The organism is Rhizobium sp. F40D2 (genome assembly GCF_051810745.2).
Taxonomy (GTDB): Bacteria; Pseudomonadota; Alphaproteobacteria; order Rhizobiales; family Rhizobiaceae; genus Rhizobium.
This window is the reverse complement of the sequence record NZ_CM131436.1, coordinates 3,363,240-3,387,420: the sequence shown is the minus strand read 5'-3', so window position 1 is coordinate 3,387,420 and position 24,181 is coordinate 3,363,240. Positions and strand designations below refer to the sequence as shown.

Annotated in this window: 19 protein-coding genes, 1 pseudogene and 1 other annotated feature; of the genes and pseudogenes, 9 read left to right on the top strand and 11 right to left on the bottom strand. The window is 60.6% G+C overall.

All coding sequences use genetic code 11. The features are described from left to right. Nucleotides 1-200 precede the first annotated feature (200 nt). Entirely contained in the window at nt 201-1,001 is an 801-nt protein-coding gene (locus ACS4RS_RS16240) for a methyltransferase domain-containing protein (RefSeq protein ID WP_439010151.1), read from the bottom strand. A 122-nt stretch (nt 1,002-1,123) separates the two neighbouring features. Next, nucleotides 1,124-2,005 (bottom strand): NmrA family NAD(P)-binding protein, encoded by an 882-nt coding sequence (locus ACS4RS_RS16235; protein WP_439010152.1) that lies wholly within the window; start codon nt 2,003-2,005, stop codon nt 1,124-1,126. Nucleotides 2,006-2,105: 100 nt separating this feature from the next. Here ACS4RS_RS16235 and ACS4RS_RS16230 point away from each other — a divergent pair, with 100 nt between their 5' ends. After that, nucleotides 2,106-3,020, top strand: coding sequence for a LysR substrate-binding domain-containing protein (locus tag ACS4RS_RS16230; RefSeq protein WP_439010153.1), 915 nt, complete (start codon nt 2,106-2,108; stop codon nt 3,018-3,020). An 11-nt stretch (nt 3,021-3,031) separates the two neighbouring features. On the opposite strand, the gene ACS4RS_RS16225 is transcribed toward ACS4RS_RS16230, so the two are convergent. The 4 genes from ACS4RS_RS16225 to ACS4RS_RS16210 all read right to left on the bottom strand — a co-directional run bounded on the left by ACS4RS_RS16225 (nt 3,032) and on the right by ACS4RS_RS16210 (nt 6,483). Next, nucleotides 3,032-4,498, bottom strand: coding sequence for a SulP family inorganic anion transporter (locus tag ACS4RS_RS16225; RefSeq protein WP_449313728.1), 1,467 nt, complete (start codon nt 4,496-4,498; stop codon nt 3,032-3,034). 70 nt (nt 4,499-4,568) lie between these two features. Continuing rightward, nucleotides 4,569-4,624 (bottom strand) — a sequence feature (sul1 is cis-regulatory element that is thought to sense ions involved in sulfur or methionine metabolism; They are found in Alphaproteobacteria). 175 nt (nt 4,625-4,799) lie between these two features. Next, nucleotides 4,800-5,051, bottom strand: a complete 252-nt coding sequence (locus ACS4RS_RS16220) for a hypothetical protein (protein WP_439010155.1) — start codon at nt 5,049-5,051, stop codon at nt 4,800-4,802. Between the two features lie 50 nt (nt 5,052-5,101). Beyond that, the gene (locus tag ACS4RS_RS16215) at nt 5,102-5,476 is read right to left on the bottom strand and encodes a response regulator (RefSeq protein ID WP_439010156.1); all 375 of its coding nucleotides are present in this window, start codon (nt 5,474-5,476) and stop codon (nt 5,102-5,104) included. Between the two features lie 218 nt (nt 5,477-5,694). After that, nucleotides 5,695-6,483: a DUF899 family protein gene (locus tag ACS4RS_RS16210; RefSeq protein WP_439010157.1), complete on the bottom strand. Its 789-nt coding sequence runs from the start codon at nt 6,481-6,483 to the stop codon at nt 5,695-5,697. A gap of 515 nt (nt 6,484-6,998) precedes the next feature. Between ACS4RS_RS16210 and ACS4RS_RS16205 the strand changes: the two genes are divergently transcribed. Together ACS4RS_RS16205 and ACS4RS_RS16200 are read left to right on the top strand one after the other, a co-directional pair. Continuing rightward, complete coding sequence (locus tag ACS4RS_RS16205; protein ID WP_439010158.1) at nt 6,999-7,766, top strand: adenylate/guanylate cyclase domain-containing protein; 768 nt, start codon at nt 6,999-7,001, stop codon at nt 7,764-7,766. 161 nt (nt 7,767-7,927) lie between these two features. Then, complete coding sequence (locus tag ACS4RS_RS16200; protein WP_449313727.1) at nt 7,928-8,383, top strand: DUF805 domain-containing protein; 456 nt, start codon at nt 7,928-7,930, stop codon at nt 8,381-8,383. Nucleotides 8,384-8,524: 141 nt separating this feature from the next. Here ACS4RS_RS16200 and ACS4RS_RS16195 read toward each other — a convergent pair whose 3' ends face one another. From ACS4RS_RS16195 to ACS4RS_RS16185, 3 genes are all read right to left on the bottom strand, one after another. Continuing rightward, nucleotides 8,525-8,902, bottom strand: a complete 378-nt coding sequence (locus tag ACS4RS_RS16195; protein WP_439010159.1) for a hypothetical protein — start codon at nt 8,900-8,902, stop codon at nt 8,525-8,527. Between the two features lie 136 nt (nt 8,903-9,038). Then, nucleotides 9,039-9,428 (bottom strand): hypothetical protein, encoded by a 390-nt coding sequence (locus ACS4RS_RS16190; protein WP_439010160.1) that lies wholly within the window; start codon nt 9,426-9,428, stop codon nt 9,039-9,041. 98 nt (nt 9,429-9,526) lie between these two features. Then, nucleotides 9,527-9,748: a DUF982 domain-containing protein gene (locus ACS4RS_RS16185; protein WP_210301135.1), complete on the bottom strand. Its 222-nt coding sequence runs from the start codon at nt 9,746-9,748 to the stop codon at nt 9,527-9,529. A 440-nt stretch (nt 9,749-10,188) separates the two neighbouring features. Here ACS4RS_RS16185 and ACS4RS_RS16180 point away from each other — a divergent pair, with 440 nt between their 5' ends. From ACS4RS_RS16180 to uvrB, 3 genes and pseudogenes are all read left to right on the top strand, one after another. Next, entirely contained in the window at nt 10,189-11,928 is a 1,740-nt protein-coding gene (locus tag ACS4RS_RS16180) for a rhomboid family intramembrane serine protease (RefSeq protein ID WP_439010161.1), read from the top strand. A 54-nt stretch (nt 11,929-11,982) separates the two neighbouring features. Further along, nucleotides 11,983-12,489 carry a hypothetical protein gene (locus ACS4RS_RS16175; protein WP_439010162.1) on the top strand — a complete coding sequence of 169 codons (507 nt, stop codon included), beginning with the start codon at nt 11,983-11,985 and terminating at the stop codon, nt 12,487-12,489. A gap of 157 nt (nt 12,490-12,646) precedes the next feature. Next, a pseudogene (gene uvrB, locus ACS4RS_RS16170) lies at nt 12,647-15,731 on the top strand (excinuclease ABC subunit UvrB). A 73-nt stretch (nt 15,732-15,804) separates the two neighbouring features. On the opposite strand, the gene ACS4RS_RS16165 reads toward uvrB, so the two are convergent. Together ACS4RS_RS16165 and ACS4RS_RS16160 are read right to left on the bottom strand one after the other, a co-directional pair. Continuing rightward, nucleotides 15,805-16,503, bottom strand: a complete 699-nt coding sequence (locus tag ACS4RS_RS16165; protein ID WP_439010163.1) for a hypothetical protein — start codon at nt 16,501-16,503, stop codon at nt 15,805-15,807. A 123-nt stretch (nt 16,504-16,626) separates the two neighbouring features. Beyond that, nucleotides 16,627-17,349, bottom strand: coding sequence for an SOS response-associated peptidase family protein (locus tag ACS4RS_RS16160; RefSeq protein ID WP_439010164.1), 723 nt, complete (start codon nt 17,347-17,349; stop codon nt 16,627-16,629). A 256-nt stretch (nt 17,350-17,605) separates the two neighbouring features. Here ACS4RS_RS16160 and ACS4RS_RS16155 point away from each other — a divergent pair, with 256 nt between their 5' ends. The 3 genes from ACS4RS_RS16155 to ACS4RS_RS16145 all read left to right on the top strand — a co-directional run bounded on the left by ACS4RS_RS16155 (nt 17,606) and on the right by ACS4RS_RS16145 (nt 24,052). Then, nucleotides 17,606-17,992 carry a GNAT family N-acetyltransferase gene (locus ACS4RS_RS16155; protein ID WP_439010165.1) on the top strand — a complete coding sequence of 129 codons (387 nt, stop codon included), beginning with the start codon at nt 17,606-17,608 and terminating at the stop codon, nt 17,990-17,992. Nucleotides 17,993-18,388: 396 nt separating this feature from the next. Continuing rightward, complete coding sequence (locus ACS4RS_RS16150; protein ID WP_439010166.1) at nt 18,389-21,130, top strand: metal-binding protein; 2,742 nt, start codon at nt 18,389-18,391, stop codon at nt 21,128-21,130. 75 nt (nt 21,131-21,205) lie between these two features. After that, nucleotides 21,206-24,052 carry a metal-binding protein gene (locus tag ACS4RS_RS16145; protein WP_439010167.1) on the top strand — a complete coding sequence of 949 codons (2,847 nt, stop codon included), beginning with the start codon at nt 21,206-21,208 and terminating at the stop codon, nt 24,050-24,052. Nucleotides 24,053-24,181 lie beyond the last annotated feature (129 nt).

The window sequence follows — 24,181 nt, the reverse complement described above, 5'->3', positions numbered from 1 at the left end:
CGCTCTTTATCCGCGGTGGCGGCACCCACCAATCTCCGTCGTGCCCAGGTGCGCAGCCCGACAGGGCGGAGCCTCGAAGCACGCGCCGCAACATTGCTTCTTGCATCCATCCCGCCGGAGCACCCGCCTCACCCTTCGAGGCCCCTGCGGGGCGCTCAAGGATGAGGCTCTCTTGAGCGTCGGAGCATCCGTAACGTGACTCAAACAACCCTGCCCCGGCACGCCCACGCCACCGACGCGAACGATCGCGGCCCGTCGGGCTCGCCGGCCTCATATGCCGCCCTGACGGCCGCATCGACTGCCTTTCGCTTCGCCGGCTCCAGCCCGGCGACATATTTGCCGAGCGGCCCCTCGCCGGCGGCGATCGGCAGCCAATAGTCGTCGAAGGAGAGGTATTCCATCCGGATCAGCAGCGATGTTTCCTCGACATCGGTAAGGCCCTGGCTGAGGAAACTTTCCTTCATTTCGCCGGGCCGCATCATCGGCTGGAAACAATATCTACGGCGCAGCGGCAGCGCGTTCCCGTCGAGCATGACAACGGTATCCCACATCATCCGCATGCCGGACATGCCGCCATAATGATCCCAGACGGCGGCCGCGACCATGCCGCCCGGGCGCACGACACGGCGCATCTCGGATATTGCCTTTCCCGCCTCCGGCACGAAATGCAGCACGAGCAGCGACATCGCCCGGTCGAAGCGGTTATCCTCGAACGGCAGCGCGCAGGCATCTGCCTGCCCGATCGCGATCCGCGGATCGGTATTGCGCCGCGTCGCCGCCTCGACGAAAACCGGCGAATAATCGATGGCGGCGATCTCCTTTAAGCCTGGTCTTTCCGCCAGCGTAAAAGCCAGGCTGCCGGTGCCGCAGCCGACATCGAGCACACGATCCCCATCCGCCAATCCCGCAAAATCGATCAGCAGCGGCGCCAGTCTCCTGCTCCAGCGCCCCATCAGCCGCTCATAACCATCCGCACTTTCAACATTGAAACTCGACGGCATCGAAGCCTCCCTCTTCAACAACGATGGTCTATCGCCGCAGAGCCGAGCGATCCGTCGGCTTGCGCAAGGCGGGTCGGGCTCTCCGTCGTCCCCGGTTCAGGCCGGGGACGACGGAGAGTGTATCAGGCGGATGCCTTGCCGAGAACGCTCCAGTCGAAGCCGCGCGCCCAATCGGCATAGCTGTGCCAGCCGACATCGGGGAAATCGCGGCGCAGGGCAGCGATGTCGACGTCGTAGCCGGTGCGGTCGAACCATTCGAACATCAGCGCCGCGTCCTCGCTCTGCTGCCGCATCGCGGCGATCGGCAGTTCCAGGTAGCGTATCGGCCGATCTAGCGCCTCGGACAGGATCTTCGCCTGCTGCTCGCCAGACAATTCGTCGCCGGCAATATCGAAACGCTTGCCGAACACCTGCTCGCGCCGCGCGGCCAGTGCTGCGACGAAAGCGCCGATGTCGTCGATGGTGATCTGCTGCAGCAGCCGGGTCGGCGGCAGGGCCGCGGCATAGACGCCCTGGCGCAGCCCGTCGATCGCCCAGGGCGCCACCGTATTTTCCATGAAGGCGACGGGCGCGCTGATCGTATAGGGAATGCCGAGGCCTGCGATATGCTTTTCGACGAGGTACTTGCTGTCGAAATGCGGAATGCCGGTCTTCTTGTCGGCATTGCCAACGGAGGAATAGATCAGGTGCCCGATGCCGGCGGCCTTTGCCGAATTGGCGACGGTGATGCCCTGGCGCGTTTCCGCCTCCGTCCCGGCCTCGTAGCTGTTGCCCATCAGGAACATCGTATCGACGCCCTCAGCCGCCCTCGCCACGGATGCGCCATCGTTGAGATCGCCGGCGACGACCTCGACCCCGGCCGAGGCCAGCCGCTTTGCGCCATCGCTGTCCGGCTTGCGCGAGATAGCCTTGACTCGGTGTCCCCGCGCGGTTAGGGCGCGAACGACCGCGCCGCCCTGCTGGCCGGTGGCGCCCGTCACCAGAACGCTTCGTGTGTTGCTCATCTGTCTGCTCCTTGTTGTGAACGATAGAGCAAAGTTAAGGCCTGTCGCATTGAACCATAATGGCCTATAGTTGAGAAACATCGTACCATTTCAGGATACAATGCTCGATCTCAACGATATTTTGATTTTCGCCCGCGTCATCGAGGCCGGCAGCTTCACCGCCGCGGCGCGCCTGCTCGGCATGCCGAAGACAACAGTCAGCCGACGCATTGCCGCTCTCGAGCGCGAACTCGGCGTGCGCCTGCTGCAGCGCACGACTCGCAGCCTCAGCCCGACGGATGCCGGCCGCCTCTATTACGAGGAAAGCAGCCAAGCGCTCCGAGCGATCGAAGGCGCAAACCTGCGTCTTGCGGAAGCAAGGACGGAGCTCGCCGGCACGATCCGCATATCGGCGCCGGTCGGCTTCGGTGGCCACTTCCTGCAGGATGCGGTCTTCGATCTTCTGGCAACCTACCCGAAGTCGAGGGTCGAGTTGCGGCTGACCGACGACAGGCTGAATCTCGTCGAAAACGGCATAGACCTCGCCTTCCGCACCGGCATTCTGGAGGATTCGACGCTGATCGCCCGCAAACTCGGCTCTACCCATCGCTTGCTCTGCGCGAGCCCCGACTATCTCGCCCGCTGCAGCGCGCCCGATCGCCCGGCAGATCTCGTCCGCCACGACTGCGTTGTCGCCGGCCAATCCACCCATGCGCAATGGCTACTTGAAGGCCCGCACGGACAGGAAACAGTCTCGGTCTCGGGGCGCTTCGCCGCCAATGAAATGCAGGCGGTCATGGCCGCAGCGATCGCCGGTTATGGCATCGCCCGACTGCCCCATGGGGTCGCCAATACCTGCCTCAGGGATGGGCGGCTGTGCCGCGTTCTCGACGGTTACACGACCCCGGTCGGCGGCCTGCACGTCGTCTATCCGAGCAGCCGGCACCTGCCGCCTCTGGTCAAGACCTTTATCGAACTCGCCGCCAGACGATTGAACGCGGGAGCCGACGGCAGCGACGACTTCGCCATCATATAGCGGAAAGTCCGTCACGCCTCCTCCAGCGCCACTTTGCCATCGAGGCTTCCAATCAAGGTGGCGCTGGCCTGGTTGAGGCCGGCGACCTCCACGGCGCTGCCGTGTGCCTTGAAGCGCTGCACGACCTTGTCGAGCGCAGCAACCGCGGTGATGTCCCAGAAATGCGCCTCGGAGACGTCGATCAGCACGGTCTTGCCGATCGCATCCTGAACGTCGAAGGCGTCGACGAAGACGTCGGCGGAGGCAAAGAACACCTGACCGGAGACGCGGTAGATCAGCCGTTCGCCGGCTTGATCGGGCGCGACGTCGACGCGCAATAGGCGGGCGACCTTGAAGGTGAAGAACACGCCGCTGAGCAGCACGCCGACCGTGACCCCGAGGGCCAGGTTGGTGGTGAAGACGGTGACGACGACAGTTGCCGCCATGACGACGCTCGACGTTCGGGGATGGACCACCACCGCCCTGAGCGACGACCAGTCGAAGGTGTCGATCGAGACCATGACCATGATCGCCACCAAGGCGGCGACCGGAACCTCGGAGACCCATGGCTTCAGCAGCACCATCAGGATCAACAGAAACGCGCCGGCAAACAGCGTCGAGAGCCGGCCGCGCCCGCCATACTTCACATTGCTCACGGTCTGGCCGATCATGCCGCAGCCGGCGATGCCGCCAAACAGGCTCGCGGCCGCATTGGCGAGGCCGAGACCGGTGCATTCGCGGTTCTTCGAACTCGGCGTATCCGTGAGATCGTCGACGACGCTCGCGGTCATCATCGATTCCAGCAGCCCGACCATGGCGATGGCAAGCGCCGGGCCGGCGATGATCCGGAGGGTTTCCAGCGTCAGCGGCACCGCCGGCCAGCCGAACGAGGAAAGCGAATCCGGCAATCTGCCGAGATCGGCGACAGTCAGCACGGGAAGCCCGAGCCCGATCGAAGCGACGCTCAGGATCAGAATGCAGATCAGCGGCGACGGAATGGCCGTGGTGATCCGCGGCGTCAGATAGATGATCGCAAGCCCGGCACCCAGCACGGCATATTCCATCCAGCCGGCGCCGATGATGTGCGGCATCTGCGCGGCAAAGATCAGAATGGCAAGCGCGTTGACGAAGCCGGTGCGCACGGACTTTGAAACGAAGCGCATCAGCACGCCGAGCCGCAGCAGGCCAAACACGATCTGCAGTAGCCCCGCCAGCAGCCCGGCCGCAAAGAGATAAGGCAGTCCATGGGCGTGCACCAGCGGTGCTGCGACCAACGCGACCGACCCGGCCGCCGCCGAAATCATCGCCGGGCGCCCGCCGGTAAACGCAATGACGATGCCGATGACGAAGGAGGCGAACAGGCCGACCTCGGGATCGACCCCCGCGACGAATGAAAAGGCGATAACTTCGGGGATCAGGGCGAAGGTCGCCACCGCTCCGGCAAGCATTTCGCGCATGGGATTAGCAGACCAATCGCGACGGATGGAGGAAAGCAGCATAGGATGGAGTCTCGCAAAGCATGGCCCGACACACTCTGCCGAGTGGTCGCGTAATGACATGCAGGTTTTGCGTTGTCTGGCGGATCGGCGGCCAGAAGAGCCACCCGGGGTCTCACCGGGTCCGTGGTGAATGCCGACCGTATAGACGAGATTTTTGCCGCAGCGCAACATTCAATTGCGCATAGACAGGCCGGAACCTCCTTCGCAAGGACTGTAACATCGGGAAGCAAAGGGACTAGCTCCCGCCAGTCGGGCCTTTGGCGCCTAGCTTTGAGGGTTACGCGGAAAGATGGCGATGACGCTACCGCCAGAGGAAATCGGGACCGGTGCTCTGGGACGTGAGCTTCAGCCTCCCGTCGGGCTGAACAACATAGGTCTCGAAGACACGGTAGCCGAATTGACCAAGAAAGGTATGTTTGACCACCGTTCCCGGTCTATAGGGTGAATGAACGACCTTTCCGCCATAGGTGAGGCTGCCCGAAAGAGGCTGCGGCTCTCCCGCGCCGGCGCAAGCCGTGAGGGTGAGGAGAATGGCGAAAAGTGCAAGCTTCATCCGGATGATCTCCCTGGAGGGCACCCAATAAACGACGTCAATCCACCTGATCAGCCCGCTGCCTTGCTGTCGAAATCCTTGCGTCGAGCCTCTGCCTGCGAAAGCGCGTTGACAATCCTTTCGTCGGTGAAGGGCTTGGATATCACATCGAGCGCCCCTTCGATACCGTTACCGACATTCTCCGGGCTGCCGGTCACGAAGATCACGTCCACGCCGAAGCGGTCGATCAGCCGGCGCGCAAGCTGGGCGCCACTCAGCCCGTCGGAGAGGCTGAGATCGACGAGCGCCACATCGCTTCTCGGAGCGTAGGCGAGAGCTTGCTCCACGGTCGAAAGCGGCCCGACAGTGTGGTGTCCGGCCTCTTGCGCAATGCGTTCGAGTTCGAGAGCGATGATATTCTCGTCTTCAACGATCATGACCTTCATGAATAGCCTCCTTGTCCGGCCGCGGGCACACCGCCGGCAACGGCTACAACGCGGCCGGCCCTAGAATGTTTCGACTGTGCATTGAACTTTCTTCCGCCCCAGACGCCGCCGGTCGATACTGCCGTTAACGACAGCACTTCGGCCGAGCCAGCTGCAATCCGGTCATCGGCCCCTCCGCCTTGCCGGCCGCTATGCAAGGCCGGCAGGGCAGTTGCCCCTCACGATTTCTCGTTTGCACCCTCGGCCCGGAACGCCGCCTCGCCGGCATCGGAGACTTCGACCCACTTCTTGTCGGGCTCGGCGTCGGCGACATAAGCATCGTTCCAGTTCCACCACTTATAGGTCGGAGTCTGGGGATAACCCTCCGGCGAATCCTCCCAGACTTCCTGGCGCCCGAGCGGCGTAACGTCGAGATAGTTCCAGGTGCCGCCCATCTGCTCGTCGCCGCGGTTGTTGATGAAATAGGTGCGGAAGATGCGCTCGCCGTCGCGGTAGAAAACGTTGGTGCCGTGCCACTCGTCGACGCCGAAAGCCTTGTCGAAGCTGTCGACGATCGTCACCCACGGCATGGTCCAGCCCATCCGCGCTTTCAGCCGGGCAATATCGGCCTGCGGTGCGCGTGAGGCGAAGACCAGCGTCGTGTCCCGGGCGTTGAGATGAGCGACATGGGCGACCTGATCGGCCACCATCGAGCAGCCCCGGCAGGCGTGCTCGGGCCAGCCGAAGACACCTGGCTCATAGAAGGCGCGATAGACGATCAACTGGTGCCGGCCTGCAAACAGATCGAGCAGGCTCACCCTTCCCTCAGGCCCTTCGAAGACATAATTCTTTTCGACCGCCACCCAGGGCATACGCCGCCGCTCGGCGGCAAGCGCATCGCGAGCGCGGGTATGCGCCTTCTCCTTCACCAGAAGCTGTTTATGGGCCGCTTCCCAGGCCTGCTGCGAGACGACCGCGGGCTTGTGCATGGCCTGCCCGCCTTTTCCATTCTCCGTTGTTGCAGTCATTGCGTCGATCTCCTCTTTGAGGCGAATTCCCGCGCTCCGTTGTCGAAACTGGTTCATCGCGCATTGGTCGGAGATAGTTTCGCATCGGAGATCGGACAGTGGGAGTAACAAGTGTGACGGCAATTCCCGCGGTCGGCGCCGCCGATCCGGCCGCCGGCAACGAAGTGGTTGGCTAGCGTTAGCGCAAGCCACCCTCGCAGCGCGACCGGCCCAGCCGGCGCGCATCGATTGGCAAAATCCTGTTTCATATGGCGCTGCAGATCGCTTCCCGCCGGTAATAGCCTTAATGAGGCAGCATTTCGTCAGTCCGCCCGAAAACGCGCGTGCCCTCTTCTTCGATCTGGCTCAATCGACTGTAACCGATGACATTCGGCTTGGCAGCGATCTGGGCGACAACAATCGCGCCCGCCGAAATACTTCAAACCATCGCAGCCGGTTTGATCGGGAGAGAGTTGCCAAAAGCAGGCGAGTATCAGAAGCTTGTTTTTTGGCTATCAGCCGACGGATTGTTCGATATGACGACAGCCTCCTCCAGCCAGCAGGCCAGACACGGCAGCGCCAGGATCTGCCGCGGCTGCTGGGACCAGATGCATATGCCAATACCGATCGGCGGCCCGCTCGCCTTGCCTTTCCGCGCCTTGGGCATCACTCGCAGCAAGATGAACCCCGATATCTGCACCATCTGCGAACGATCTTTTCAGTACGTCAAGAAACAGCGCCAGATCACCGTCGACGCTACCATCCTGTTTGCCGACATCAGGGGCTTCACGGACCTGTCCGAGCGCATCGAGGCGGTGCAACTGAGCGAGATCGTCAGCCTGTTCCAGGATCGCTGCGCCCAGGCGATCTGGGCGCATGACGGCATCGTCAACAAGCAGATGGGCGACGGCCTGATGGCGATCTTCAATTTCCCGATCGTCAGCAAGGATCACGCCAGCGCCGCGATCCGCGCCGCGCAGGAGATCCAGCGAAACTGTGCCGCGGCACTGAACGGCCTGGCGCTTGAGGCCCTGCCCGGCCGCACCCTCGGCGTCGGCGTCGGCATCCATTCCGGCGAGGTGCAGATCGGCGAATTCTCGAGCTTCCGCAGCGATTTCACCGCGATCGGCGGCGTCGTCAACCAAGCCGCGCGGTTGGAATCCCAGGCCGCCGCCGGCGAGATCCTGATCTCGGCGGAAACGGCCGCGAAAGCTTCCGACCTAGCGGCGGGCGCCGAAACCCGCATGCTGGCCCTGAAGGGCATCGAGCAGCCAGTGCAGGCACGTGTGCTGGTCAAGCACTGAGCGGCGGCGATTGCGGCCTGCTCAAAGCATCATCCCGCCGCCCCCATGGCAGCCGCAGTTTCTCACGCTGTGATTGCGAAACATATTCAATTACCAGCCGGTTAATCCTCCGGAAACAAACGTCGCTTATCTCTAAGCCGTTTTAACAGCTGGGGTTTCTCATGGGCAGTTTTTCTCTGTTTCACTGGTTGATCGTCTTGATCCTGTTCGGCGTGCCATTGTTCTTCGTCTTCAGAAAACCGCTGGTTGGGCCGAACCGCTTCGGCGGCCGGCCGCAGGCCATGGGTTTCGGCCAGGCGATTGGAAGCTATTTCAAGAACTATGTGAACTTCAACGGCAGAGCGAGCCGATCGGAATTCTGGTATTCGGCACTCTTCGTCTCTCTCGTCGCCATCGCTTTGCTTGTCGTCGATCGGAGCCAAACCTTGAACCGGATCTGGTCGCTGGCCACGTTTCTTCCGTGGATCGCCGTGGCCGCCCGACGCCTTCACGACGTCAACCGAAGCGGATGGTGGCAGCTTCTTGCACTATTAGTTCCCATTGGATCGGTTGTCGTGCTCGTATGGTACCGCAGGGCGTCGACAATGGATGATTCCAGGGAAGCCGTGTTCGCGTGAGCAAGGTGTGAGGATGATCCTCGCGGGTTGAGCGGGTCCGAGGCACCGGTCATCGTCGTTACGCGGACTGCGGGGTGCGCGGTCCGCTTCTGACGGCATCCCGAAGGGGACCGGCGCGGTTGGCAAAAGCCCGCCTCTGCCTCAGTACTTCATGTTCCGTAATTCAGGAAAATCATAGTAACGCAGCCGCTTATCGTGGCAGCGATAGTCGTTCTTTTTCAAGTCCACTATCAAGTCGTGTTGCAAGCTCAGGCCGATATAGGACCAGTTCGGATTGCTGCGTTCCGTCGTGCGCGTGCAATAAGCATATATCTGCTTTTCCGCATTCAGCAGAACCACGCTCGAAATCTCGGCCTTTACGAAGTTCCCCGACTTGATGGTTCCTTGCAGCGCATCGACGTGCTCGCGTCGAACGGCGCTGGAAGGCGGTCGCTGGGAATCGGCAACCGATTGCGGCTCCGGCGTCTGGCAGCCGGCCAGCGCCAGCAGGGCAGCGTAGAGAAGGAATTTGCTTTTCATTCGGTTGGATCTTTCTCTACGAAAATCGATGGACTGAGCTTGCCGGAGGGACGGCGCTCCCACGACACTGGGGGCAAATCGCGCAGCCGCTCAACAAAGCCTGGAACGGCGACGCGACCCGAGCCCTCGTCCTGGGTCAGGTCTTCATCCCGGTCAGCTCGGGAAACGGGTAGTAGCGCAGCCGCTTGTCTTTGCAGCGATTATCATTCGCGGTCCCGCCTAGGATTTGGCTATCCGTGAAGGAGATGCCGAGATAGGCCCAGTCTCCCCAGCTGCGTTTGGGCACCACGCGGACACAGTAAGCATAGATCTTCTTCTCGGGATCAAGCAGCACAACGCTCGAAATCCGGGCCCAGACGACTTCTCCCGCTTCGTGTCTATAACTTCTCTTGAATATGAGGTTGATGAAGTTCTGCCGGACGTCGTTCGAGGGAGGTCGCTGGGAATCGGCAACGGATTGCGACACCGGGGCATTGCAGCCGGCGAGCGCCAGCAGAGCGGCACAAACAATGGCTTTTATTCTCATTCAGTAAAATCCCCAAAGAATCGAAGCGCATATACGCCAATTCCCACAAACACAGCGGGAATAATATTTGCAATACATAGCAACAAATTTCGTTGGCGTTACCGGCTGTCCGCATGACCGGCATCGCCCTCATGATCATCGATGGGCACACCGGCTTCCAGCGCCGCAAGGATAAAGGCCTGCCGCACGGTCTCGGCCGGCATCCGCCCGGCAAGCCAGGCGCGGCAGAAATCGATGGCTCTCTGCTGATGGACGCCGCCATGGATCGGCCAGTCCGAGACGAGAGCATAAAGCGCATCCTGCGGTGAGCGGAGAACCAGCCGTTCGCCACTATCGAGGTCGATCGAGATCGGTTTTTTCCAGAAGGCGGAATGGTCGCTAATGGCAGTAGCACCTGAAGCTGAATTGACTAGGACTAACTGTGGAAGGCCGATCTCGGTTCCAGTCGAAACTCACTGCGTGCAAAGGGCAACGCGCCTGTCAGGGACGACGCAGGTATCGCCGCTGCGGCGCGTCCTTCGACGCTTCGCCCTGCGGGCTGCGCGCCTCAGAATCAGGACCGTTGCAGAATGCCGCGCCGGCGGGCGGCGGACCGCCATCCGCCCTGCTTATTCGTCTCGAGAACGTCCAAAGCCACCTTGCAAATTTCTATTGCAAGTAGATAGTCTCTCTCGGGGAAATCTTCTTGATACGGAAATCACTCGCTTGCGATCTCGGATCAGCGCGGTGCCATGAATGCCCTTTTCAGTGAGAATTTTGAATGAAGCCGGAAGAATTGCGCAGATCGGAATACAACTACAACAAAGGCAAATTGCTGCTCATCATCCTGATTTTGATCGCCATCGCGGCCGGGGCCATCCTGTTGGGCTTCCATCCGCCGAAGGACAAGGACCCTCATGCCATCTGGTTCTTCTCGCTGCTGGGCGCAGTGTTCTTTGGCCTCCTCGCACTGCTGCTCGTGCCAAAGCTCTTTTCTAGGGGGCCAGGATTGGTCATATCGACGGCCGGCGTCCGGCTGCCGAATTTCCCCGACCAGATCATACGCTGGTCGGACATCCGGAGCTTCGAAAGATTCCAGAGCAAAGGTGCAGACTCCATAGTCCTCCACCTTGATCCCGGCGCTGCCAAGGCGTTGATCAGACGGGGGCTGGCCGCCAGGCTGCCGGAGTGGTTCGTTGGTTCGCGCCTCAAGGTCGGCATCCCTCTGCATATGTTGCGGGGCCGTTCGAACTTCATATTCTATGAATTCGCGGAAGTGGCGACCGAAGCGTTCGAGGCCAAATGGCAAGCCTTGCAGGAAGCCGGTTCGATCGCCGAGGAGGAAGAAGACGAAGTGCCAGAACCCGCTTTCGATGGCGCCCGTTATCCCGTCTTCACCTATGCTCTTCTTGCCGTTCTCGTCGCCGTCTATGCCGGCGAACTCGCCTTCGGCGTCGAAGCATCCAGGGCCGGCTCTCCCAGCATTCGCACATTGCTGATGCTCGGCGGCACGTTTCGCCCGAGCATCGTCGAGGGTGCCGAGTGGTGGCGGCTGTTCACCGCGCCGTTCATGCACGGAGGCATCATCCATCTCGTATCCAATTGCTTATGCTTGTGGATTGCGGGAATGCTGTTCGAACGGCTGATCGGCTGGCGCTGGTTTGCGGCGATCTTCTTCGCCAGCGCCCTTGGCGGTTCCCTCGCATCGGTCTGGATCAACGACGTCCACACGGTCGGTGTCGGCGCTTCCGGCGGCATTGTCGGGCTTTTCGCCGCCCTGATCGCCGGCAGCATCCGTTTCCGGTCGACGCCGGTCGCATCTTCCCTGCAGGTGGGCGCCATCCAGATTCTGGTTCCCTCGCTGCTGCCGTTCCTGTCTGCGGCGAAGGAGGGGCAGACCATCGACTATGCCGGCCATTTCGGCGGCGCGGTGACCGGCGCGGCGCTCTCGCTCCTGCTGTTGACCCTTTGGCCACGGGAACGCCCGACGCCGCGTTTCGGCGCAGCCGCGATCGCTTTCAGCGCTGCATTCGTCCTCATCGCGGCCGGGTCGCTTTGGCCCATCACCAATGCGCGCCAATTCTATGTCAACGACCCGATGACCAACTATTTCCGGGGAAGGTACGAGCAGGCCGCGACGGGGTTTGCCGTCTTGGCAAGCGAGGATCCGCGCACCGCCCCCTATTTTCGTCTCTGGCGTTTCATTGCTCAAAGCCGGGGCGGCGATCCGAAAGCGCTCGATGAGCTCAGGGCTGCAGCCGGCGAGATCGACCAGACGGCTTGGCCCCACCCCATCTTCCGTCTTTTCCTCGGCGAGTTGAAACCCGACGAGCTGACTGCGAAGGCGGCCGACAGCAACCAGATCTGCGAGTCGATCTTCTACAATGGCGAATGGTATCTGCTTGCCGGGGCCACGGAAGAGGCCCGCCGCAGATTCCAGGCCGCCCGGATGTCCTGCCCAACCACATTCATCGAATATGATGGAGCAGGTGGCGAATTGAGCAATCTCAACGCGAAATAATCACCCGACGCGGCGTCGCTGTCGGCGCTCAACTTATTACAGTGGACGGCCTTCATGCCCAATAGACTGCCTTTGATTTGCGGCTTTGCTTTTGCCCTGACGGAACTCTCGAGCGACGCAACTTGCGCACAAATGCTGGACGGTTTGCACGATTTCAAATTGGGTAGCTCGTTTGCCGATGCCCAGCGGAATGCGAGTGAAAAAGGTTGGAGATTGAAGGAGCTTTCTCCCAACCTTCCTGGCAATTGGGTCGTGGAAGGGTCGAATCTCAGTCTTTTCATATGCAACGACAAAGTCGGCTCTATCCAACAGCATCGCGATGGCGGACTTCATGACTTCGCATTGATCGTGCAAACCTTTCGAATAAAATATGGCGAGCCGGCAACGACCATTTTGACATTCCCGGTTGGGCCGACATGGATATCGAATATCGACGCGAGATTCGCTTCGCCCTCGGGAGAAACCGTCAACGTGAAGCTCAGTGAGGCCGCCGGAAAATTCGGCATTGATTTCAATTTTTACAATGAGAACACGAATTGCACGACGGAAACCAAGCCTTGAGGGCGCAACGACTGTTATTGGTGCAAAGCTGCGGTGGTCTTACCCAGGCCCTGAGCTAAACCACTCCAAACTATTCCATCCTTCGAACACACAGTTCGTTTCCCTTTTGTACTCCTCCCCTCTTCCCTTTCGCGCTGACTCTCTCCATATTCCAGCCATGGCCAAATCTCCGAAGAAATCCCCGCCCCGAATGGCTTCGAGGAAGCCCCGCAGTCGTCCTTCGAGGGCGCTCCCCTGTCCGGCTCCGTGGCCGACTGGGTGAAGCAGTTGGAGGCCGATGCCGAAGCCTCGGGCGTCGAGACCCAGCGCCAGATCGCCTCCAAGGCCGGCAAGCACCGCAAGAAGGTCGAAATCGCCGCCAAATCGGCCGAAGGCCGCAAGCCCGAACAGGCGCCCGAGCCGTTGCGAGGCCCCCGCGGAGCGAAGGCGCAAAACGCCGACAGCGTGAGCGCCTCAAAGAGCGCGCGTGGGACTTCGATGGGCGGCTCGACCGACCCGAAGACGCGCGCGGCCGCCGGCCTCAATCCCGTCGCCGGCATGGATACGACGCTGGAGGAGGCCTCGTCGCTGCAGGCCGGCACCGCCGTCACCGCCACGGTCGAGGCGCTGTCGGCGCTGATCGAGAGCGGCAATCCGCTGCACAAGAACGGCAAAATCTGGACGCCGCACCGCCCGGCCCGGCCGGACAAGTCCGAAGGCGGCATCCGCATCCTGATGAAGTCGGACTATGAGCCGGCCGGCGACCAGCCCACAGCCATCCGCGATCTCGTCGAAGGGCTGGAGAATGGCGACCGCAGCCAGGTGCTGCTCGGCGTCACCGGCTCCGGCAAGACCTTTACCATGGCCAAGGTGATCGAGGCGACGCAGCGCCCGGCCGTCATCCTGGCGCCGAATAAGACGCTGGCCGCCCAGCTCTATTCGGAATTCAAAAATTTCTTCCCCGACAATGCGGTGGAATATTTCGTTTCCTACTATGATTATTACCAGCCGGAAGCCTATGTGCCGCGCTCGGACACCTATATCGAGAAGGAAAGCTCGATCAACGAGCAGATCGACCGTATGCGCCACTCGGCGACGCGCTCGCTGCTCGAACGCGACGACTGTATTATCGTTGCCTCGGTCTCCTGCATCTACGGTATCGGCTCGGTCGAAACCTATACGGCGATGACCTTCCAGATGTCGGTCGGCGACCGGCTCGATCAGCGCCAGTTGCTGGCCGACCTCGTCGCCCAGCAATACAAGCGCCGCGACATGGATTTCACGCGCGGTTCCTTCCGGGTGCGCGGCGATACGATCGAGCTTTTCCCCGCCCACCTTGAGGATGCCGCCTGGCGCATCTCGATGTTCGGCGACGAGATTGACGCCATCACCGAGTTCGATCCGCTGACCGGCCAGAAGGTCGGCGATCTGAAATCGGTGAAGATCTACGCCAATTCGCACTATGTCACGCCGCGCCCGACGCTGAACGGCGCCATCAAGTCGATCAAGGAGGAGCTCAGGCTTCGCCTCGCCGAGCTTGAGAAGGCCGGCCGCCTGCTGGAGGCCCAGCGCCTGGAGCAGCGCACCCGCTACGATATCGAAATGCTCGAAGCCACCGGCTCCTGCCAGGGCATCGAGAACTATTCGCGTTATCTCACCGGCCGCGACCCCGGCGATCCGCCGCCGACGCTGTTCGAATATATCCCCGACAACGCCCTCGTCTTCATCGACGAGAGCCATGTCACCGTGCCGCAGATCGGCGGCATGTACCGCGGCGACTTCCGCCGCAAGGCGACGCTGGCCGAATATGGCTTCCGCCTGCCCTCCTGCATGGACAACCGGCCGTTGCGCTTCGAGGAATGGGACGCCATGCGCCCCGACACCATCGCCGTTTCGGCCACCCCCGGCGGCTGGGAGATGGAACAGTCTGGCGGCGTCTTTGCCGAACAGGTGATCCGACCCACAGGCCTGATCGATCCGCCGGTCGAGGTCCGCTCGGCCCGCACCCAGGTCGACGACGTGCTCGGCGAGATCCGCGAGACCGCCGCCAAGGGCTACCGCACCCTTTGCACCGTGCTGACCAAGCGCATGGCCGAGGACCTGACTGAGTATCTGCATGAGCAGGGCGTGCGTGTGCGCTACATGCACTCCGACATCGACACGCTTGAACGTATCGAGATCCTCCGCGATCTCCGCCTCGGCGCCTTCGACGTGCTCGTCGGCATCAACCTTTGCGCGAGGGCCTCGACATTCCCGAATGCGGCTTCGTCGCCATCCTCGACGCCGACAAGGAAGGCTTCCTGCGCTCGGAGACCTCGCTGATCCAGACGATCGGCCGTGCGGCGCGCAACGTCGACGGCAAGGTCATTCTCTATGCCGACCAGGTCACCGGCTCGATGAAGCGGGCGATGGAGGAAACCGGCCGCCGCCGCGAAAAGCAGATGATCTATAATCAGGAACACGGCATCACACCTGAATCGGTCAAGGCCAGGATCTCCGACATCCTCGACTCTGTCTACGAACGCGACCACGTCCGCGCCGACATCTCGGGCGTCTCGGGCAAAGGCTTCGCCGATGGCGGCAACCTGGTCGGCAACAACCTGCAGGCCCATCTCAACGCGCTCGAAAAAAGCATGCGCGACGCCGCCGCCGACCTCGACTTCGAAAAAGCCGCCCGCCTCCGCGACGAAATCAAACGCCTCAAGGCGGCGGAACTGGCGGTCATGGACGACCCGATGGCGCGCGAAGAGGCCAAGTCGATGGAAGGCATCAAGCGGAATGCCAAGGCGACCCGCGAGTCTCTTCTCCCCGCCGGGGGTCCGGAGGACGGGTCGAGACAAGCGGCTCGACCCCGGTCGGTGCCCGGCAGGGCGGATGAGGGGGCCACACCCTCCTACTTCTCCCGCCCCTCTCTCGACGACATGGGCCCAGGCACCGACACCCCCCTCTTCCGCAAACCCGCCCTCGACGACATGGGCCGCGACATCGCCGAACCTACAAAGAAGAGTCTGTTCCGCCGGAACGACCTCGACGAAATGACCGTCGGCCGAACGGAAAAACCGGTCATCGGGCAGGTGCCGGAGAAGCCTGATGCCGCCAAGGGCACGAAGCGGTTTTCACCACTGCTGGAGGGCCAGCCGGAGCGCGAAGATGGCGTGCGGCCCGTGGTACGCGCCCGAGTGGGCGCCGGCAGCTATGAGGAGCCGGGCGAGCAGAAGCGCAAAGGCCGGACGAAGGGAAAGACTGGGCGACCGGGGCGGTGAGGCGAGCGGGACGCCGAGTGAGGGAGCCCCACTCCGCAAAATTACCAATGCCGCGGCGAGCATACCTCCCCACTCATCCACACCCGACCCTCGCCGTCCCCGCCGCCAGAGCAAAATAAATCCGCTCCACCCGACAGGCGGCACTCCTTGCGCTCGCCTCGAACCCCGCCGCCGGCCATCCGCGTCGAGGGCTGCCGTCCGCCGCGATCAGCCAGTACCAGCGCTCGTCCGACCCCGTCAGGTCGATCTTGAAGATCCGCCCCATGCAGGCATCACCGTAAAAGCCGATGAAATCGTCGCCGGGCTTTTCCTTCCAGGAGTGGCGCCACCTCCCCCGCGGCGTCTCGCCGCTGATGACCATCTCCCAGCTCTTCCAGCCGTTATAGTCCGATTGCGCCGTCAGCGAGCCGTCATAGGGTTTCGGCTCGATCTGCAGGCAGCCTTCCAGAAACTCTGCGACCGAGTTGCAAACGGTGCTCCATGCCTCGTCACTGTGCCAGGTCAGCTTGTAGGCGAACTCATCGGAGACATTCTTCAAAGCAGCGGCGACGATGGAGGCAACACCTTCCCGGCTCGCCGGTTCGCCGCGCAGCCTGATACGGAGATAGGTGCAGAGAAAATCTGCCGTAGCCCGCGCGATCGGTTCGATGACATGGAGGTTTCGGCGCTTGCCGACCTCATAACCGCCGAAATCCCGGATGCGGCGCTGAGGCTGTTTGCGAAGGGCATTATTGAGGAACGATCTGAGAAGCGTTCCGATATCGTCTTGCATGCGTTTCCTCTCCTCGTGAGGATGTCTCTGCCGCATGGTTTCGTGAATGGCTCCGCCCGAGCCGGTAAAATCAGAGCAATTCCGAAGGTGCGCAAAACGCCGCACGCATTTGCCGGAATTGCTTTAGATCAGCGTCGGTTCCGCATCGTCCTCGACCTTTTCGATGATCTCCGGCCTGTCGTTCTTTGGAGAGCCGACATCCCGGCCGATCTTCCACATCGTCATCAGCTCCGCCGGGAAGGGTTTCAGGAGATAGTTCGGGTCCGGTTCAGGCGACAGCCATCTCTCGTAATCGGCGCGATGCAGGATGACGGGCATGCGGTCATGGATCGTCGCCATCATCTCGTTCGGCTCACAGGTGACGACGGCGAAGTTGCGGATGGACACGCCCTTTTCATCCGTCCATGTTTCCCAGATGCCGGCGAGCGCAAAAGGCGACCCGTCCGTCATGGCGATGGCATAGGGCTGCTTGTTTTTGTCGGTCCCGTGAATGTCCTTCCATTCGAAGAAGCCATTGATCGGAATGAGGCAGCGACGCGATCGGTATGCCGAGCGGAACATACCGTTGCCGCTGATCGTCTCGCATCGAACATTGACCGGCGGCGGCCTGCCGCCGGATTTCGCCCAGGAGGGCATCAGGCCCCAGCGCGCGGTCGCGAATATGGGGCCCGACGTATCGGGTTCGCGCACGATATCCCTGATGATAATAGGATAATCTTGCGACGGCGCCCCATTCCAGCGGGGAAAGCGATTTCCCAGCCCGTCGATATCCCCGCCCTTCACTGCAAAGGCGAAATTGCCGATCAATTCTTCAAGCGACGTTTTTACGAAGATGCGTCCGCACATTGTGCTTCCTGTCGATGGCATATTAGATGTTCTTATTATGTTCTCGACAGAGACGTCGTCAACGAAGCCTCAGTTGTGCCCGTTGAGGAATACCCCTTCGCGGCCACGAGGACACAGAAATGAAGGATGAGAAGTGGGCGTCCTCACGTCGAGGCTGAGAGGAGGCCTGCCCAGCAATCCATCCCATTGCGAAACAAGCGGAATGGGCAGAAAAACACGGCCGCAAGCGGCGCGACAAACGAATCGGAAATCACCCATGCCCGAACTCCGCATCGACCCCTTCCCGTCGCCCGCCGAACTCAACGCCCTCTGGTCAGCCGCCTGGAGCACCCCTGAAGCACCGAATTTCCCCCGCATCCTGTCCCGCAGCCTCGCCCATATCGGCGCCTATCACGACGACAAACTCGTCGGCTTCGTCAACGTCGCCTGGGATGGCGGCATTCATGCCTTCATTCTCGACACCTCAGTTCATCCCGACATGCGCCGGCAGGGAATTGCGACGCGGTTGGTCAGGGAAGCGACGAGGGTTGCGCGCGAGCGCGGCGCTGCGTGGCTGCATGTCGATTTCGAACCGCACCTGACCGGCTTCTACCGCGCCTGCGGATTTACCCCCACCGAAGCGGGCCTCATCAAGCTCGCATGAGAGGTCTCAACAGGCCGCCCTCAAACGGCAGGCGCCAAGCCCGTCATCAGGCGGAATAGCGAAGCCGACGGTCAGGCGCCGACGCGCAATGCCAAAGCGCGCCAAACGAATACAGTTTTTCACGCTTATACCGCGAGCTTATGTCCACTTAGGATGGGTATAAATTAAAAGACTAAAATACGACCTTTGGTTTGCAAATTCAAAGTTATTCCTCAGTATTTCAGCCTTATTTTTTCGTTAAAAGACCAGGAAAAAATCACAATTTTTCATTGAAAACTTCATTAATGGTTGGCATAGATCCCCGTGGGGTTGTCTTCCGCTGAAACCAATAAAGCAGTTCTTCCGCGGATTTTTCATTTTTCAAAGTACAACGCATCTATTGGGGGTAAATTTTATATGGCCGTGAATATACTGGACACCAATGGCGCCACAGTAACCAAGACCAGCGCCGAGTTCGAAGCCTATGACGTCATCCGCGACTCCGCGGCCAATCCTTCCGCGCCTGTGACTCTCGTTGTTTCCGATGCCGGCGTGGTGGATTTGGCCGATGAATTGGGTTCGGTCTCGGCAAACGTGTTTGGCTCTTACTACGACAACACAATCACGGGGGGCGCAGGCGATGACACCATCTCGGATAGCCACGGCATGGACACGCTGAGTGGCGGCGCAGGCAACGACTCGATTTTCGGCAGCGGCAGCAACGATAAGCTGATCGGCGGTGACGGCAACGATTACATCTACGATAGCAACAGTCCTTGGCCGGTGCCTGACAGTGGCTCGGAGCCGGGATTCCTGGACATTGACGCCGGCAACGGCGACGACTCCATCGTTTTGGAGAATTTCGAGCAGAAATCAGGAATAATCGATGGCGGCGCCGGGATCGATACGCTGCAGGCCTATTCGTTCGTGGGCCTGACGATCAAGAACATCGAAGTTCTTCAGGCCCCGTCATCTGAGGTGACCGGTTCGAGCGCGCAGTTCGAAAGCTTTGATAAGATCATTCCGTTCTTCAATTCCGCCCTTTTGACGTTGACGGACAGCGCTCACCTCGATCTTTCCGACGAGCTGGAAGACCGCGGAGCTTCTATCCGGGGCAATCCATCCGGTATTGACGTCAAGACCGGCGGTGGCGACGACCTGTTTGACGGCACCGACATCACAGACATTTTCGACGGCAGTGGCGGCAACGACAACATCTATGGCAATGCCGGCGATGACAAACTGACCGGCGGCGCCGGCGACGACCAGATCGATGGCGGCGACGGCACCGACACGGCTGTTTTCGCCGGTAATTTTGCCGACTATTCCCTTTCGATAGAAAACTTCGACAACGTCGTGACGAGCGCACTGGAAGGCACGGATACGCTGAGAGACGTCGAATTCGCACGGTTTGCCGACGGTGTCTACAATTTCGACACGAAGACTTTCACGCTCAACAGTACCCTTCCGGATGTTCCTTTGAACATCCTGGAGACGAACGGTGCCACGATTACCAAGACCGGCGCGGAATTCGAAGCTTACGACGTCATTCGCCACTCTGAGCTTAATCCCCTCGTCGCGGCCAGCCTGGTCATCTCGGATTCCGGGACGGTAGACCTTTCCGACGAACTGGGCTCGGGCTCCGCAAATGTGACGGGTTCGAGCGGCGACGATACGATTACGACAGGCGCAGGCAACGACACGATCTCCGGCGGTGACGGCGCAGACGTGCTGAACGGCGGCGCTGGAAACGATCATCTCCACGGCGGAGTTGGCAATGACACGCTGAATGGCGGCGCCGGCAATGACCAGATCTTCGGCGACGGCGGGAATGACGTCATTCGGGGCGGCGCCGGCAACGATACGATCACCGACGGCGATGTCGGCAACTTCTCTCCGGATCTCGGCCTCGTGCCGGAAGTCCTGGACATCGACGCCGGCGACGGCAACGATGTCGTCATCGTGCAGCCATTCGCTCCACTGGTTTCCGGAACAATCAATGGCGGTGACGGGTTCGATACGCTGCAAGCCCCCGATCTTAGAGGCTTGACGATCGAGAACATCGAAGTGCTTGAAACGGGAAGATTTCAGGTTGCCGGTTCGAGCGCGCAGTTCGAAAGTTTTGATAGCATCGTCGGATCGACCAATCCGTTCGAAAGCTATTCTCGCCCCTCATTGGCAGTGACTGACGGCGCTCACCTCGATCTTTCCGACGAGTTGGGGTTTCTCGGAGCCTTTATTACCGGCTACGGCTCCAGCATGGACGTCAAGGCAGGCAACGGCGATGACGAGTTTGTGGGCACCGACGGCAACGACATTTTCGAGGGCAGCGGCGGCTACGACGTCATCAATGGTGGCGCCGGCATCGACACGGCGGTCTTCTCCGATGATTTCGCCGACTATTTTATAATCCCATCCGATGGTGACACCTACACTGTAGCGAGCATGAGCTGGAAGGACGGTGACGATAGGCTGACAGACGTCGAATTCGCCCTTTTTGCCGACGGCGTTTTTGACTTCGCCACAGCAACCTTTACGAGCACAAACAACGCTCCGACCAATATCCAGCTGTCGAAAACCTCCTTGCTGGAAAACACGCCGATCTGGACGACGCTCGGCCTGCTGAGCGCCAAGGACGCCGATGGTGACACCCTCACTTACAAGCTCATCGATGGCGCCGACGATCACTTCCGCCTCAATGGCAATCGCATCGTCACCTCGAAGGCCTTCGACTACGAGACGGACAAGTCCCACACGATCAAGGTCGCCGTCTCCGACGGCAAGGTCACGGTCGAAAAGGACATCACGATCAACGTGCTCGACGTCAACGAAGCGCCGGTCAACCAGGCGCCGATCAAGCTCTCCTTCTCGCGCAGCTCAATCTCCGAAAACGTCGCGATCGGCACATCGGTCGGTCTTCTCTCGGCCGTCGACCCGGAAGGCGGCGCGGTGAAGTGGCGGCTGACCGATGATGCCGACGGCATCTTCAAGCTCGTCGGCAACAAGATCCAGACGAAGGCCGCGATCGACTTCGAAAGCAACCACAGCCTGACCTTCACCGCCGAAGCCTATGACTCGGCTGGAAACATCACCAGCCACGACTTCACGCTCGCCGTGAAGGACGTCTTCGAGCCATCGTTTTCGAGCCTGCTGCACTAAGCGCTGACCTAGCCTCAACATGATCGCTCCCAGATTCAGGGATGCGTCGCCAACCTCTTTTTTGAAAGTTTGAATATGGCCTTGAACATTCTGGACACCAACGGCGCAACGATCACCAAGACCGGCGCTGAGTTCGAAGCTTACGATGTTATCCGCCACTCTAACGCCACTCCTCTCGCCGCCGTCGCCCTCACCGTCTCAGATTCCACCGTGGCAGACCTCGCCGACGAGTTGGGCTCGGCATCGGCGAACGTGACCGGCTCGAGCGGCGACAACACGATCGCGACGGGCGCAGGCAACGACACGATACTAGGCGGTGACGGCAATGACACGCTGAGCGGTGGCGCTGGCGACGATCTTATCAGAGGCGAAGCCGGCAATGACACGCTGAATGGCGGCGATGGCAACGACAAGCTTTTCGACTTCTACGGCAACGACGTCATTAGGGGTGGCGCGGGTGACGATGTTATCGCCGATGGCATGTTTATTTCAAGCACTGTTGAAATCTTCGATATTGACGCGGGCGCTGGTAACGATCTGGTGTCTTTGGGAAATGGCTCCGCTAGCAAGGCTACCGGCAAAGTCGATGGCGGCCCCGGTGTCGACACGCTGCAAGCCACCGATTTGACCGGCCTGACGCTCAAAAGCTTCGAAATCCTCGACACGCAAATATCCGGCGTTACCGGATCGTCTGCGCAGTTCGAAAGCTTCGAGAGGATTATCAGTTCCACCGTCATTCCCGGCTCCGGTCCTGGCATCACCCTGCGGTTGACGGACAGCGCCCATGTCGACCTTTCGCAAGAGCTGGGACCCGGAGCGGTCTTCATCTACGCCAACGATTATGCCACCGGCATCGATGTCACGACCGGCGGCACGAGGGATCAACTCTTCGGGTCCAGCGTGAATGACATCCTCGATGGCGGCGCCGGTGACGACTTTATCAAAGGCAACGAGGGAAATGATCGGTTGACCGGAGGAACGGGCAACGACACCATCGAAGGCGGCGCCGGGAACGACGTCATCAGGGGCGGCGCCGGCAATGACAAGATCGTCGATGGCGAACTGATCGCCGTTAACCCCGAAGCCTTCGACATTGATGCTGGCGACGGCAATGACTCCGTGATCTTGGAGAACGACAACACCGCCCTTTCCGGCATTATCGACGGCGGTGCAGGCACAGACAAATTGCAAGCTCACAAGCTTACCGGCCTGACAATCAAGAACATCGAAACCCTTGACACCGCGGGATTTGCGGGTGTCGGTTCGGCCGCCCAATTCGAAAGTTTCGATACGATCATCAACTCGAATACGACCAATGCCGTCTTCCTGAGATTGACGGACGGCGCCCATCTCGATCTCTCCGACGAGCTGGCTGGCCGTCGGGCACAGATATATGGCAACGTCTCTGGTATCGACGTGACGACGGGTACGGGCAACGACAAACTGGAGGGCACCGACGGCAACGACATTTTCGACGGTAGCGGCGGCAACGACACGATCAACGGCAATGCCGGCAATGACAAGTTGACCGGCGGCGATGGCAACGACCAGATCTTCGGCGGTGTCGGAAATGACGTCATCAAGGGTGGCGCAGGCGACGACACGATCACTGATGGCGATAATATTTCCACCGCTCCAGAGACCTTCGATATTGACGCCGGCGATGGTAATGATGCTATCAACCTGCAGACACACTCTTCCGCGATTTCCGGAGTGATCGACGGCGGTACCGGCACGGATACGCTGCAAGTCATCAAGCCCACGCTAGGCCCTGGCAACGAATTCATCGGGCTTGCCGGCCTGACGATCAAGAACGTCGAAATTCTTGAAACGGCGGGAGCCGAGGTTCTTGCCTCGGCCGCCCAGTTCGAAAGCTTCGACAAGATCGTCAAATACGACAAGCCGGGTTACGAGAACGATGTCCTCGCGCTGACGCTGACAGACAGCGCCCATGCTGACCTCTCCGACGAACTGGCAAACCGCCACGTCGACATCTTCGGCACCGCCTTCGGTATCGACGTCAAGACCGGCGGCGGCGACGACTATTTCTTCGGGACCGATGGCAACGACCGATTCGAAGGTGGCGCCGGCAATGACGCACTGTTTGGCGGTGCTGGCATCGACACGGCGGTCTTCTCCGGCAATTTTGCCAATTATGCCTTCGCGATGAACAACGCTGATCATATCCTGACAAGCGCCAAAGAGGGTACCGATACGCTGCGTGATATCGAAATCGCTCGTTTTGCCGATGGTGTCTACGATTTCGCCAAGGGCACGTTCACGCCCGATGGCAGCAATAGCGCGCCGACCAATATCCAGCTGTCGAAAACCTCCTTGCTGGAAAACACGCCGATCTGGACGACGCTCGGCCTGCTGAGCGCCAAGGACGCCGATGGTGACACCCTCACTTACAAGCTCATCGATGGCGCCGACGATCACTTCCGCCTCAATGGCAATCGCATCGTCACCTCGAAGGCCTTCGACTACGAGACGGACAAGTCCCACACGATCAAGGTCGCCGTCTCCGACGGCAAGGTCACGGTCGAAAAGGACATCACGATCAACGTGCTCGACGTCAACGAAGCGCCGGTCAACCAGGCGCCGATCAAGCTCTCCTTCTCGCGCAGCTCAATCTCCGAAAACGTCGCGATCGGCACATCGGTCGGTCTTCTCTCGGCCGTCGACCCGGAAGGCGGCGCGGTGAAGTGGCGGCTGACCGATGATGCCGACGGCATCTTCAAGCTCGTCGGCAACAAGATCCAGACGAAGGCCGCGATCGACTTCGAAAGCAACCACAGCCTGACCTTCACCGCCGAAGCCTATGACTCGGCTGGAAATGTCACCAGCCACGATTTCACCATCGCGGTGAAGGACGTCTTCGAACCGTCGTTTACGAGCCAGTCGCATGAAGCATTGATCTAACCGCGATACGATCGCCGGTGGACGCAGAGATGCGCCACCGGCGATCTCGACAAAAAGGCCGGACTCCCCGCCTGGCTGCCCAAGCGGCCGAACTTTCCTTGTGCCCAGGACATCCGTAGGAAACCGCGA

Coding starts and splice junctions, on each gene's coding strand:
- ACS4RS_RS16210 (WP_439010157.1), bottom strand. CDS start 6,483: ATGACTGCAACAACGGAGAATGGAAAAGGCGGGCAGGCCATGCACAAG.
- ACS4RS_RS16180 (WP_439010161.1), top strand. CDS start 10,189: ATGAAGCCGGAAGAATTGCGCAGATCGGAATACAACTACAACAAAGGC.
- ACS4RS_RS16190 (WP_439010160.1), bottom strand. CDS start 9,428: ATGAGAATAAAAGCCATTGTTTGTGCCGCTCTGCTGGCGCTCGCCGGC.
- ACS4RS_RS16160 (WP_439010164.1), bottom strand. CDS start 17,349: ATGTGCGGACGCATCTTCGTAAAAACGTCGCTTGAAGAATTGATCGGC.
- ACS4RS_RS16235 (WP_439010152.1), bottom strand. CDS start 2,005: ATGAGCAACACACGAAGCGTTCTGGTGACGGGCGCCACCGGCCAGCAG.
- ACS4RS_RS16155 (WP_439010165.1), top strand. CDS start 17,606: ATGCCCGAACTCCGCATCGACCCCTTCCCGTCGCCCGCCGAACTCAAC.
- ACS4RS_RS16220 (WP_439010155.1), bottom strand. CDS start 5,051: ATGAAGCTTGCACTTTTCGCCATTCTCCTCACCCTCACGGCTTGCGCC.
- ACS4RS_RS16240 (WP_439010151.1), bottom strand. CDS start 1,001: ATGCCGTCGAGTTTCAATGTTGAAAGTGCGGATGGTTATGAGCGGCTG.
- ACS4RS_RS16200 (WP_449313727.1), top strand. CDS start 7,928: ATGGGCAGTTTTTCTCTGTTTCACTGGTTGATCGTCTTGATCCTGTTC.
- ACS4RS_RS16215 (WP_439010156.1), bottom strand. CDS start 5,476: ATGAAGGTCATGATCGTTGAAGACGAGAATATCATCGCTCTCGAACTC.
- ACS4RS_RS16145 (WP_439010167.1), top strand. CDS start 21,206: ATGGCCTTGAACATTCTGGACACCAACGGCGCAACGATCACCAAGACC.
- ACS4RS_RS16165 (WP_439010163.1), bottom strand. CDS start 16,503: ATGCAAGACGATATCGGAACGCTTCTCAGATCGTTCCTCAATAATGCC.
- ACS4RS_RS16230 (WP_439010153.1), top strand. CDS start 2,106: ATGCTCGATCTCAACGATATTTTGATTTTCGCCCGCGTCATCGAGGCC.
- ACS4RS_RS16175 (WP_439010162.1), top strand. CDS start 11,983: ATGCCCAATAGACTGCCTTTGATTTGCGGCTTTGCTTTTGCCCTGACG.
- ACS4RS_RS16150 (WP_439010166.1), top strand. CDS start 18,389: ATGGCCGTGAATATACTGGACACCAATGGCGCCACAGTAACCAAGACC.
- ACS4RS_RS16225 (WP_449313728.1), bottom strand. CDS start 4,498: ATGCTGCTTTCCTCCATCCGTCGCGATTGGTCTGCTAATCCCATGCGC.
- ACS4RS_RS16195 (WP_439010159.1), bottom strand. CDS start 8,902: ATGAAAAGCAAATTCCTTCTCTACGCTGCCCTGCTGGCGCTGGCCGGC.
- ACS4RS_RS16205 (WP_439010158.1), top strand. CDS start 6,999: ATGACGACAGCCTCCTCCAGCCAGCAGGCCAGACACGGCAGCGCCAGG.